Genomic DNA, 12,186 nt, shown 5'->3' with positions numbered 1-12,186 from the left:
GTGCGTCAGCCGCTCACCTGGGGCCGGCGTGCTCGGGCGAGGTCCAGCAGGTGGTGCATGACCGCCACCGGCAGTGCCGGATTGCCTGCGGCGGCCGCGGCATGTGCCGGCAGGGTGAGCCGCTGGAGCAGTTCGTCGGAGGGCAGCCTGGGGTCGCGCACCGCCCAGCCACCCACCTCAGGGTCGTCGGCGAGCCGCAGGACCAGCTCCGGCCCGGCCTCCGGGTCGTCCAACGCGGCGTGCCGCAGCCGCGGGTTGGGGTCGTCGGCGAACCGGGCCAACCCGGGCCGGGCGAAGTTGCGGTGGTTGCGGTATCCCGGCCAGTACCGGTCCCGCACCTTGGCGTACAGCCCCACGAGCAGCTCGTGCGGCGCGTCCTCGCACGACTCGGCCGATGTGCGCCGCACCCACTCGTCCTCGTCTGCGGCCAGCAGGGCCACCACGCCCGGCGCCAGGTGTGGCTGGGCCCGAGCGCCCGCTCCGGAGTCCGCCCAGGACACCCCGGCGACGGGCCCCGGCTTCGGTGAGGAGGCGTACTGGAGCGCCACCTCGGGGTCCGCGTGGCCCCGGGCGGCAAGGGAAAGCCCGCCTCCACCTGTGCGGCGGAGACCAGGGCGATCGGCGGAGACCAGGGCGATCGCCCGCGCCGCGATCACGGCCCTGCCCCGCTGAGGAGCCCGGCCGATGGCGCAAGCCGCCGCGCGACCGGCCTATCCGGTGACCCGGACCGTGCCCGTTCCGGGCGGGCTGTCGCCAACAGCGCCGGCCACCGGGCCGATGCGCGCCGGCCACTGGCCGACAGGATGCGGCGGCCCGGGCGCAGCGCACGGGTACGGGACGGACGAGGGCCGGTCCAGATCCTGCGGGAGCAAGGCCGCGACCCAGGCGTCGCGGCGGGAGCCGCCCTGGACGGTGCGGGCCCGGTGGGTTCCCTCCAGGACGTAGCCCGCCCGCTCCGCGCAGGCCAGGGAGGCGTGGTTGCCCACCTCCACCACCGCCTCCAGCCGGTCGACGCCGAGGGCGCCGAACGCCCAGGCGGACATCATGCGCAGGGCCGCCGACGTGTGGCCACGACCCCGCTGGCCGGCCGCGGTCCAGTAGCCCACCCACGCCAGCTGCTCGGACAGGCCGGCCCAGCTCAGGCCGAACACGCCCAGCGAGCCGACGAAATCGCCGGTCCGCTTCAGCTCGGCGGCGAAGATCAGGTTGGTCGCGTCCTGCCAGCCCTGGGCGCACACCACCTCCACGAACGCCCGCGCGTGCCGGAGCGTGGGCTCGGCCGGCACCTCGGTCCACCGGCGCACCGTCTCGTCCTGCCATCCGGCGAGCACGTGCCCGGCGTCGGACGGGCGCATCGGCCTCAGGACCAGCCGCTCGTCGGCCAAGGTCACCGGGTCCATGCGAGGGCTCCGTTCTCGTGGGCCGCGACGAGCTCCGCGTAGCGGCCGCCCCGGTCCGTCAGTTCCTCGTGACGGCCGCTCTCGACGATCCGGCCGTGTTCGAGGACGATGATCCGGTCGGCGTTGCGCACGGTCGACAGGCGGTGCGCGATGGTGATGCGGGTGACCCGGCGCGCGGCGCTCTCCAGGCTCGCCATGACCGCGGCCTCCGTTTCCACGTCGAGGGCACTGGTGGCCTCGTCGAGGACCAGGACCGGCGGTCTGCGCAGCAGCGTCCGGGCCAGGGCGAGCCGTTGCCGTTCGCCGCCCGACAGCCGGTGCCCGCGCTCGCCGAGGACCGTGTCGTAGCCCTCAGGGAGTGCGAGGATCACCTCGTGGATCCGGGCCGTCCGTGCCGCGGCGTACAGCTCCTGCTCGTCCGCGTCCGGCTTGGCGTAGAGCAGGTTCCGCCGGACGGATTCGTTGAAGAAGAACGGCTCCTGCGCGACCACACCCACCGTGTTGGCCAGCGAGGCGAAGGAGACGTCCCGTACGTCGACACCGTCGATGCGGACCGTCCCCTCCCGCACGTCGTACATCCTCGAAACGAGATGGCCCAGGGTCGTCTTGCCCGAGCCGGTGGCGCCGACGACCGCCAGATGGCTGCCGGCCGGGACCACCAGGTCCACCTCGGACAGGCAGGCGCCCCCGGCCGCGTAGCCGAAACCGACACCGTCGAATCGGACCTCGCCCCGCGTCTCCCGCAGGACCACCGGCCGTTCGCTCTCGACGATGTCGTTCTCCACGTCGAGGTACTCGAAGATGCGCTTGAAGTAGGACATCGAGGCCTGGAGCCGTACCCCCGTCGACAGCAGCTGCGTGGCCGGCCACACCAGTGCCTGCTGGAGGGCGACGAAGGCGACGAGGGTTCCCGTGGAGGGGAGGGACCCCTCGGCCCGCGCGATGACACCGGCCCCCCAGTACAACAGGGGCGGGGCGCTGGCCATCAGGATGCCCAGTGCCGACATCCGCCACTGTCCCGAGAGCCCTGTCTTCAAGGACACCGCCGCCAGCCGCCTCGATGCCTCGCGGAACCGGGCGGCCGTCGAGCTGCCGCGCCCCATGCTGCGCCGGAGCAGCACCCCGGAGACGGAGAGCGACTCCTCGATCATCCCGGTCATGTCCGCCACGCGCTGCTGCCGGTCGTCCGTCAGGCTCCGCTGCTCGGCACCCACCCACCGGCTCACGGCCACGAACGCGGCCAGGAGCGGCAGGACGAACAGGGTCATGCGCCAGTCGAGCAGCAGCATTGCCGTCAGGGTCGCGAGGACGCTCGCACCGTTGGACAGCACGGAGGTCAGCGTCGAGGTGAGGGTGGTCTCCATGCCGGCGATGTCGCTCGTGAGGCGGGACTGGAGGTCGCCCGAGCGGGCTGCGGTGAAGAAGCTCACCGGCAGGCCCTGGACGTGCTCGTACGTCCTGGAACGCAGCTCGTGCATCACCTCGTGGCCGGCGCGGTTCGACAACATGTTCTGGAACACCCCGGAAGCGTTCGCCACCACCGCGGCGAGCACCATCCCCGCCGCCAGGAGCGTCAGCAGGCCGATGTCGCCCTGTGGCAGGGCGGCGTCGAGGATCTCCCTGAGCAGGAAGGGCCAGCCGGCCGACGCGGCCGTGTCCACCACGACCAGCGCGACGATCAGGAGGATCCTCCCGCGGTGGGGCCGGAAGAGCCTCGCCACCCGGCGTGCGGGCGACGCGCCGGAAGGCGGGGCCTTCCCCGCTCCGGGCGCACCGCTTGCGGCGTCGGCGGTGACGGTCATTCTCACTCCCTGACGGTCGGTCACCGGAGCAGCGCCTCTACGATCGCGCACTGCCAGCTGAACGGGAGTGCCGCGCGGTTCCAGTGGTAGACGATGAAGAAGGCGGCGGCCTCCCGCGGCCCGACGTACGCCTCGGGGGAGGCGAAGTACTCCGCGAGCCAGCGCGGGCATTCCGTCCGGGCGGCACGCGCGAACGCTTCGGGGTACGGCAGGTTCCAGGGCCGGGTGGTGGATGCCAGCCTTCCGGGTTCGGACCACACGCGGTGGATCTTCGCGATGGTCTCGCCCCAGCCTTCCGGTTCATCGCCTGCGAGGCTCCGCCCGGCCTGTCGGCGCAGGCGGTCCCAGACGTCGCGGTCTTCCCATCCCACGATCCTGAGCCCGTCGAGCAGGGCCTCGATCATCACCAGGGAGATCGCCCAGGCGGGCCTGCGGTCCTCGGGCCGGTGGGCCCAGTGCTCGGCCCAGGCGAGGGAGTCCGCGGTGAAGAGGCGGTGCACGCTCGCCATGGACACCGGCCCGCCGAAGAGGTGCTGCTCCGGTTCGTACACCGCGCGTGACCAGGCCTCGGTCAGCCCCCGGTGCTGCCATTCGGCCATGGCCGCGTCGAGGACCCCGACCGTCTCCTCCGGCTTCCCGCCGGATGCGGGCAACCGGAACCGGACCCGCATGCCCGGTTCCTTGTGCATGAAGAAGAAGTCCTCGGCGTGCTCCGTGGACAGCAGTTGCCGTGCGAGGTCGCCGAGGGCCGCGTACAGATCCGGTTCGCCCGTGGCGGCGGGCAGGCGCAACCGGTACTCCGCCCACTGCGGCCGGCCCGGCCTCTCGTGCACCGCGTCCAGACCGCCGGCCAGGAGGGCCTCGATCGCCTCGACCAGGAGCGGGTCGTGGGTGCCGTGTCCTTCCAGTTCGTCGGCGGCCCTCCGGAGGAACCCCGGCAAGGGCTCCGCGTGCGGCCCGATCCGCAGGGCGCAGGGGTCGAACGTGTGCTGTGCGCTCATGCTGTGCCAGCTCCTCGCCGGGTCAGGCGGCCAGGAAGGCGGCGTCCCAGGGGAACGCCTGCCTTCCCTCGTCCGCGTAGGAATCCAGTGCCAGGGCGATCCCGGCCGCACCGTCCAGCAGTCCCGGGTAGTCGCCGCCGTGCGGGTTGTCCGCGTGGGCGGGGCGGTAGCCGAAGCGGAAGGCCTCGTCGAAGCCGTCCGTGATGCGCGTCGCGATGTCGTCCCGGGCGGCCCTGACGGCCGTGGCGTGGGGGCCGTCCGTGAAGTGGCCCAGGAGGTGGAGGACACCGGCCCAGCCGTGGCACACGCCCATGCCCGTCTCCCCCCATTCTTCGACGGGTACGGAGAGTGCCGCGGCCACCGCTTCGCCGGCGAGGGCGGTCCAGTCGGACCGGTCCGTGGCCCGGCCGGCGATCTGCAGGGCCCTGGCCACGCCGGGGACGTCGTAGCACCAGCGGAACTGGCGCGTGCGCGGTGCGGCGAGGGTGCCCGTCAGGAACTCGCTCCGGGAGAGGTAACCGGGCCAGAAAGGGCCGTACGCGTCGTACTGGACCCAGTCGACCAGCAAGCCCGACAGCCGCTCCACCGCCTCCGGGAGCCCCGGCCGGCGGATGCCCTGTGCGTGGGCGAGCGAGAGCAGTACGAGGGGTCCCGGGATCCCGTGGGCCAGCCCGAGGTTGAGATGGCCGTGCCGCGCCACGTCGGAGTCGGCCGCGAAGTAGGGGGAGGGGGGTTCGTCCGCCCAGAACGCGGGGAGGTCCCCGCCGGCGGAAGCGGAAGGGCCCGTCCCTTCGAGGGCCATGGAGGTTAGGCGGTCCAGCACCTTCTCCGTCGTCCGTACGACCGGTTCGCCGCGCAGCAGCAGGTAGCGGCCGATGCCGGTGAGGCCGCTGATGGCGTCGAACCGGTCGAGCTCGCGTGACCCGGCTGTGGCAGGGGCGCACAGCACCTCGGCCGCCCGGCATATGTGTCCGTCCAGCTGCGCCAGGGCCTGGCCGTAGCCGCCGGTGGCGGTGCGGGCCGCGAGCATGGCGAACCCCAGCCCCGTGAGGTGGGCCTGCATGCCGATCCCGGGCTGCGGCAGCTTGCGCAGGAGCTGCGAACAGCGCTGGAGGTGCCCGTGGGCCGCGGCGGCGGAGTTTCCCGTGGCCCGGCTGCTGAAGAGCAGCGAGATGCCCGAATGGCCGCGGCCCAGCGTCCCGGCCTCGACCTCCGAGACGTTGACGTGGCGGGACTCTCCGGGAAGGTCGCCGACCGGGATCGCCCGGGGGTCGGCGAGGCGGTCGGCGAGGGCGTCCGCCACCGCCCGTGCCGTCAGGCGGGTCTGCTCGCTCATCGCTGTCCCCCGTGGTGCTTGAGACGGTCGGTGTGTGCCCGCGCGATGTGCGCGAGCAGGGTCAGGGTGCGCAGCTCGGCCGGCCGGTCGATGCCGACGAGCCTGTTGTGCTGCATGTGCAGGAAGCTGAGGACCGCCCGGCGCCGGGCGGCCTGGCTGCCGGTCCGGCGCGCGGTGGCGTCCAGTTTCGTCGCCACCGCTTCCAGGGCCGGCGCCGTCCGCCAGGCCTCGCCGAGGCCCGGCGCGGCGAGGGCCTGTCCGAGGTTGCGGGCGGTCGCCCCCGGGACGACCAGGCGCGCGGTGTCCGAGATCAGCCGCCGGGGCAGCGAACCGTCGGTGGACTTGGGGAACAGCGCCCCGATCCACTCGGGCCATTCCCCGGGTACGAGGGCGTCGAGCATGAGGCCGTAGTTGGCCACGGCCAGCTGCTCCCGAGACGGTCCCCGCCCGTTCCGCAGCAGCCGCAGTTCCGCTGCCGCCGTCTGGCTGTCGAGGCAGAACACGGACTCGGCGTCGCCCATCACGTCCGGACCGCCGTACCGGGCCGTTTCCGGCTCGTACGGGCACACTCGGAACGCCCTGATCAGCCTGCGGACACGCAGCTGCTCCAGTTGTGCCTGGAGGCTTGCGGCGATACCCGGATCCGACGAGCGGACCCGTAGGCGTACGTGCGGCTCCGGGTGGAGGAAGCGCACGTAGTGCCAGCTGTCCAGCTGTCCGTGCAGGGGCCGGAGCATCTCGTCGAGGGTGCAGATCAACTCGTCGTGCGTCTCCGGTACGGCAGACAGTTCGGCGTAGAACCACTCTCCGCCGGGTGAGTGGTGCACGGCCGGCACCGGGCTGGGCGGCGGCGCCGTGCGGGTCGTGCCGGGCCGCGGGCGGGCGACCAGCGGGACCGTGATCTCGTTCGCCCGTCCGCCGGCCCAGCCGTAGGACCCGAGCGCACGCATCGTCTCGGTGATCCTCACCTGGGCCTTGGTGACGTCCCTGCGCAGGAGCTCCTGGTGGAACGGCTCGCGCAGGTCGATCTCGTAGCTGTTGTCGGCCTGGGAGACACACACCCGGTCGGGCACGCCGAGCTCCTCCCGCCATTCCTCCAGCGCTGTCAGGAAGGCTCCGGGGGAGTGGGCGCCATCGCGCATCGCCAGGCTGGGGCGCCAGCGCAGGGGCGAGATCACGGCCTTGCCCAGGCGGACCCGGGGGAGCCAGGGAGCGGCGCCGAAGCCGGACCAGTCCCAGATCTGGAGGATGCGGGCGGCGCCGGAGTGCTTCATCTCCGCGAGCAGCCTGACGAGATTGGGCGCGTGGGTCTCCAGGTTGAGCATGCTGGGGACCACGGGGTGCACTTCCTGCCCGGTGGGCGCGTGCACGAGCAGGAGCCGCTCACCGTCGGCGGCCACGAGGAGGTCGCGCCAGTCGAGGGAGGCGGGGGAGCCGGTATCGGGCATCCCGCCCACGACGATCTCGTACGGGACGAGCCGGCCGGCCTGGGTGACGTTGCCGGCCCGGGAGTTCAGCGGCTTGAACACCAGTTGCGCCGTGATGCCCTCAAGGGCCGGTGCGCGCAGAAGGGTGCCCAGCGGCTGCTCGATGCCCGCGATGGCGGCGAAGCGGCCCATCGAGGCTCCGGCGGTGGCCGAGCCGATCATCGGGGCGGCGACCAGCGTGAAGTCACCGCGGTCCAGGCTGCCGGTGCGGTCCGCCAGCAGCTGGAAGGTGAGTTCGAGGGCCGGCGGGGGCGGCGTTCCGTGGCCGGCGGTCAGGGCCCTGACATCCGCGGGGCTGAGGTTGATCTCCCGGTCGGGGCTGAGCATTCCGCGCTGGATCAGCCGGCCGAGCACCTCGAGGCGGCGGCCGTCCCGCGTGTCGTCCTTGTTCCCCTCGTACGCGGCGAGGCGCGCGTCGCGGGAGACCGGCGGGCTGCTGTAGCCCCGGGGGAAGCCCAGCCCGGTGTGAGGGTCGATCAGCTCGGGGAGCGGCACGGCTCCCGCTTCGCCGTACTTGTCCATGAAGGCTTCGCGGTACTCGCGCATGTGGGCGTAGACCTCGGTCTGCGGGGTCATGTTCCACAGCGCGGAGGCGTACCTCTCCACTTCCTCGGTGACGGCGGGCGGGACCGCGACGTCAGCCGTCATGGCGAGGTCGACCTGTGCCACGGAAGCGTCGGGGCCCGTCACACCGGCGGCCAGGTGGACGGCGTGCCACAGGCCGGCGCCGCCGCCCGGGGGAGCCTTCCGGAATTCCTCGAGGGCGCCGAGGACCTTGGTGAGCCGACGGCCCTCGGCACCGTCCTCGCCCAGCAGGTCCAGGACATGGGCCAGGGCCTTCTCGTCCAGGGACTCCGGGGCGAGCGTGGTCAGCAGGAATTCGGTGCGTGCCATCTGGAGCAGGACCGCGTCCAGCCGTTCCCGGTCCACGGCCGGATGGGCCGAGGCCGCCTTGTCGAGCAGAGCCGCCCACTTGACGGGGCGTGAGGCGGCCTCGTCCAGTACCCAGCGGACGAAGGCGGTGGCGCGCACCGTCACCTCGCGGCCGCGGTAGTCGTCACGGCCGCACCCGAGCACCAGCCGGTCTCCCCGCAGGAAACACAGGTCGTTGACCAGTACGTCGGCGGCATGGCGCAGGCGCGGCTCTTCGAGCCAGGTCCTGGCCTGTGCGGCGAACCAGCCCGCGTCGAGGCTGACGTGCTTGTCCCCGGGGCCGTCGATGACGGCACGTGCGCGGTCCGCACTGCGGAGCGCCGTTACACCGGCACTCAGCCCGAAGGGGGTCGGTCTGCCGGTGACGCGCAGCGCGTAGCGCGACATGGACAGGCAGGCCTTCAGCAGGTGCTTGCGCTCGACCCGCGCACCCGACTCGACCTTGCGGAGCAGGGCGGCGAGAGAGCCACTGGAGACCTCGACGGTCTCACGGAAGACGGGGTGGGCCGCGAGCGCGCGCAGGTAGGAGGTCAGGTCCTCGTCGGCGAAGGAACCTGCTGCGTCGGGGCGCGGCAGCGGAACGTCGAGGGCTCCGCGTTCCAGGGCGGCCAGCCGAAGCAGCATCGGGCCCGTGGCGGAGAAGTCCGGTTGCGATGCCATGGCGAGGTGCCTCCGGGAAGTGGGGTGTGAGGGGGGAGAGCGCCGGGGCGCCGCGACCCTGCCGGGTGCGGCGCCCCGTCACTGCTGGCCCCGGTACGTGTTCGGCGTCAGGCGCAGCAGGTCGGGCCGAGCTCGTCCACACAGCTGATGATCGTGGAGGTCGCCGACTTCGAACCACAGGTGATCTTGGTGAAGCCCGCCATCGGCTGCAGGGAGGCGTCGAGCTCCGCGGAGACCGCGAGGTCGAGCTCGAGGTCGAAGTCGGAAAGGTCGGCAGCGGTGGCGGGCATGAGGGTGGCGACAGCCATGACAATTCTCCTCTTGATGGTGCGACCCCGGAGAAGTTTTTCCCCGGGTCGTTCTGGATTCGAGTCTTGTTCATGGATCGGGGCTGGCTCAATTCATTTGAGCAAGAGTTGAGGATCCGGGATCTTGAATCCTTCATTCCGTGCAGAGATTACTCTGGGTTGGGTTGATTATTTCGCCGGAACTGAGAATTCCGAATTCTTTCACACCTCTGACCTGCGCATTTGTGAGAACCTCAGGTGAGCCTCAGATCTACCTCAAGTTACTCTCCGGTCATTAACAACGCCCTCGTCGGACGCGTACTGTGGCTGCCGTAGCGGACCGGGGTTCCTGCCGGTGACTCGATCTGTCCCGTCGGGGCATCAAGTCCGGATCCGCGTGGGATTCCTCTTCTTCGGTGAATTCTCGCGCCAATTGCGTGCGTCTGCCGAACCCCGTTCTTGTTCGCGTTGAACAAGCCTCAGAATGGAGCATGAAAATGGACCGATCCCGCATTCTCGCCATCGCCGGCGGCGTTCTCACGGTCGGCGTCCTGGCCGCTGGTCCCGCCGCCGCGGCGGAGCGGACCGAGCAGACCGAAGGCGCCTCTTACGCGGTGCAGGCGTCCGGCGACCGCTCCGCGGCGGGCGGCGACCTGGTCGTGAACAAGTTCCCCTGCTGCGTCTGACGCCCGCACGGCGGCTGCCCGCACGCACCGTGCGGGCAGCCGCTTCGTCATTGCCGCACTGCCGAGGAAGACTCCGACCGACGAGGTGAACATGTTCCGAGCGCTCAGGGCCGCGTACGCCGCGAGCACGACCCGCCCCGAGACGGCACTGGGGCTGACGGACCGCCTGGCGGCCGCCGCCGCAGTCGTCGGCTCCCTCGAAGCCCTCGTATCGGCACGCGCCGATCACCGCGACGGCACGGTCCTGCGCGGCGATCTCATGAGCCGGCGGATCCCCGTGGACGCGAAGCTCCTCTCTGCGCTGGTCAAGGCCTCATCGGGACGCCGTACGGAACAGCTCCTGGAAACGGTCCGGCTGGCCGCTTCCGTGACCCTGCTCGTGGCAAGACCCGGCCGGACGACGCGCTCGGCGGCGCTGGCCCTCCTCGCGGTGTCCTCGGCGGTCACCCACCGGCACCACACCGTCCAGTCGGACGGTTCGGAGCAACTGCTCTTCCAGGTCCAGGCCGCGTCAGCGCTGGCAAGCCTCGCGGGCGGCGGCCCCCGGGTCACGGACGCCTGCCTCTGGTACATCGCCGCCCAGTCGACCCTGGCGTACACCGTCGCCGGCTACTCGAAGCTCGCGGGCGCCGAGTGGCGATCCGGCGAGGCCCTGCCCGGCGTGCTGCGCACCGAGACGTACGGCGACCGGAAGGCCTTCGAGCTGGTCCGCACGCATCCGCGTACCGCGCGTACGGCCGGCGCGGCGGTGGTGCTGGGCGAGTGCGGCTTCGGGCTCCTCTACTTCCTCGGCCGGGGCAGGTACGCCCCGGTGTTCGTCTCGGCCGGTACGTTGTTCCACCTGGTCAACGCGCGCGCCATGGGCCTGGGCCGCTTCCTCTTCGCCTTCGTCGCCACCTATCCGGCGATCCTCTACACCGCGCGTCGGATCTCGGCGAGGTCCGGCGATGTCTGCTGAGGCCAGGGTCGTCCGGATCGCGGCCGGCGGCATCGGAGCGGCCGCGCTGGCCGGGTTCGCCGATCGCGCCGCCCGCCGCCGCCGGATCCTCACCGGGCGCGGTGACGAACACCTGGTGACGGTGCGATCGGGCAACGAACTCGCGTACCGCTTCGCCGACACGCCACCCGAGAACCCGGCGAACCCGCGGTCACCGGTGTTCGTGTTCGCGACCGGCTCGCTGGCCACCATGGAGCACTGGGCCTGGCTGGCCCCCGCGCTGACCTCGGCCGGCAGCATGGCGCCACACCTGCTCTACGACCGGGCCGGCTACGGACGCAGTCGCCCGGCCCGCGGCGGCACGCCCCGTACCGCCCGAGCCGTCGAGGACCTCGTCGACCTCGTGGGACACGTTTGTGGCGAGCGCCGGCTGGTTCTGGTCGGCCATGCCCTGGGGGCGGGTCTGGCCGTGCGGGCCGCCGAACGCCTCACCGGCCGGGTCGCCGGCGTCGTCCTCCTGGAACCCGTGATGCGGCCCGACGGGGTGGCGTCCACCGACGGGAGCGGACACGGCGGCATCTCCCCACTGGTCCTGTGGTCGCTGCGCCTGGGGTGGGGAGGGCTCCTCACCACCCCGGACTGGGTGGCGGGCCTGCCGGAGAACGTCCGCGCCCGGTGCGAGGACCAGTACCGCGACCAGCGCACGTGGCGGACGGGGAGGCACGAGAGCACCACCATGGGCGAGCTGGGCACGGTCACCCCCGCGGTGCTGGCCCGCTCCGCGGCCCCGGTCTGTCTGGTCTCCGCCGCCGGCACGCCCCGGCTCCCGCTGCCCGGCTCCGTGGCAGGGCACGTCGTGCCGGGCGCCCGGCCCGGACACCTGCTGCTGTCGCGCGAGAGCGCGACGCGGGCGGCATCCATCATCACCGCGTTCTGCGCGGGCCTCCCGGACGGAGACTTGCCGCGATGAGCCAGATGTTCCACCGCGGAGGCGGGACCGCCACCAGGACACGGCCCCACATCGCCCTGGCGGTGGAAGTGGTCCTGGGGGCGGCCCTGGCCGCCACCGCCCTGAGCCAGCACCCGCTGCGCGTCTTCGACCGGCTCCGTGCCCTGGACCGGACCGGCCTGATCCTGCCCGACTGGCGGCTGTTCGCCCCGGTCCCGGTCATGCACGACCTCCACCTCCTGTACCGCCCGACGAGGCGGGGGAGCGCTTCCGACTGGGAGATCGTCTCGCGCATCGCGGAACGGAGGGCCCGGCACATGGTCTGGTTTCCCGAGCGGCGTGAGCAGAAGGCCGTCCTCGACCTGTGCCGCGAACTGTCCTTCCACGCGGCGCAGGGCCTGCCCGACCCGGCCGAGAAGCCGGCGTACGGGATCCTGCGGGACTGGCTCCGTACGCGTACGAACGAGCGGCACCCGGACGCGGACGGATTCCAGTTCATGATCATGAGCGCGGCGGGCTACGACGAGGGCGTCACTCCGGAGTGCGTGTTCGTCTCGCCCCCCGAACACGGCTGACGATCTGGTTCGGGGAGGAGTGGGCGTCAACGTCAGATCCGGTCTTCGAGTGCGGTACTGAGGGCGTCGAGGGAGCAGAACACCCCACGCTCGGGAGACAGCTGTCGCGCTTGCCCGCGCGGCCCCGGCCGTC

Annotated in this window: 11 protein-coding genes; 4 read left to right on the top strand and 7 right to left on the bottom strand. The window is 72.2% G+C overall.

From position 1 onward, the window contains the following. Positions 1-5 precede the first annotated feature (5 nt). The 7 genes from OG553_RS35455 to OG553_RS35425 all read right to left on the bottom strand — a co-directional run bounded on the left by OG553_RS35455 (position 6) and on the right by OG553_RS35425 (position 8,927). On the bottom strand, positions 6-548 hold the full coding sequence (locus tag OG553_RS35455; RefSeq protein WP_331727793.1) for a hypothetical protein: 543 nt from the start codon (positions 546-548) through the stop codon (positions 6-8). 162 nt (positions 549-710) lie between these two features. Continuing rightward, complete coding sequence (locus OG553_RS35450; RefSeq protein WP_331727790.1) at positions 711-1,400, bottom strand: GNAT family protein; 690 nt, start codon at positions 1,398-1,400, stop codon at positions 711-713. After that, positions 1,388-3,202 (bottom strand): ABC transporter ATP-binding protein, encoded by a 1,815-nt coding sequence (locus OG553_RS35445; protein WP_331728679.1) that lies wholly within the window; start codon positions 3,200-3,202, stop codon positions 1,388-1,390. The genes OG553_RS35450 and OG553_RS35445 overlap by 13 nt, the downstream gene beginning before the upstream one ends. 20 nt (positions 3,203-3,222) lie before the next feature. Next, positions 3,223-4,203 (bottom strand): thiopeptide-type bacteriocin biosynthesis protein, encoded by a 981-nt coding sequence (locus OG553_RS35440; RefSeq protein WP_331727787.1) that lies wholly within the window; start codon positions 4,201-4,203, stop codon positions 3,223-3,225. A 22-nt stretch (positions 4,204-4,225) separates the two neighbouring features. After that, positions 4,226-5,539, bottom strand: a complete 1,314-nt coding sequence (locus OG553_RS35435; RefSeq protein WP_331727784.1) for a lanthionine synthetase C family protein — start codon at positions 5,537-5,539, stop codon at positions 4,226-4,228. Beyond that, complete coding sequence (locus tag OG553_RS35430; RefSeq protein ID WP_331727782.1) at positions 5,536-8,619, bottom strand: lantibiotic dehydratase; 3,084 nt, start codon at positions 8,617-8,619, stop codon at positions 5,536-5,538. Before OG553_RS35430 ends, OG553_RS35435 begins: the two co-directional genes overlap by 4 nt. A gap of 107 nt (positions 8,620-8,726) precedes the next feature. Then, positions 8,727-8,927: a hypothetical protein gene (locus OG553_RS35425; RefSeq protein WP_125594456.1), complete on the bottom strand. Its 201-nt coding sequence runs from the start codon at positions 8,925-8,927 to the stop codon at positions 8,727-8,729. A gap of 476 nt (positions 8,928-9,403) precedes the next feature. Between OG553_RS35425 and OG553_RS35420 the strand changes: the two genes are divergently transcribed. The 4 genes from OG553_RS35420 (at position 9,404) to OG553_RS35405 (ending at position 12,053) form a co-directional block, all read left to right on the top strand. After that, entirely contained in the window at positions 9,404-9,592 is a 189-nt protein-coding gene (locus OG553_RS35420; RefSeq protein WP_125594457.1) for a hypothetical protein, read from the top strand. Positions 9,593-9,683: 91 nt separating this feature from the next. After that, entirely contained in the window at positions 9,684-10,550 is an 867-nt protein-coding gene (locus OG553_RS35415) for a hypothetical protein (RefSeq protein ID WP_405983225.1), read from the top strand. After that, positions 10,540-11,499, top strand: a complete 960-nt coding sequence (locus OG553_RS35410) for an alpha/beta fold hydrolase (protein WP_331727768.1) — start codon at positions 10,540-10,542, stop codon at positions 11,497-11,499. The genes OG553_RS35415 and OG553_RS35410 overlap by 11 nt, the downstream gene beginning before the upstream one ends. Then, the gene (locus tag OG553_RS35405; protein WP_331727765.1) at positions 11,496-12,053 is read left to right on the top strand and encodes a hypothetical protein; all 558 of its coding nucleotides are present in this window, start codon (positions 11,496-11,498) and stop codon (positions 12,051-12,053) included. Before OG553_RS35410 ends, OG553_RS35405 begins: the two co-directional genes overlap by 4 nt. Positions 12,054-12,186 lie beyond the last annotated feature (133 nt).

This window comes from Streptomyces sp. NBC_00158 (assembly GCF_045160885.1).
In the GTDB taxonomy this organism is placed as follows: domain Bacteria; phylum Actinomycetota; class Actinomycetes; order Streptomycetales; family Streptomycetaceae; genus Streptomyces.
This window is presented reverse-complemented; position numbering and strand designations above follow the sequence as displayed.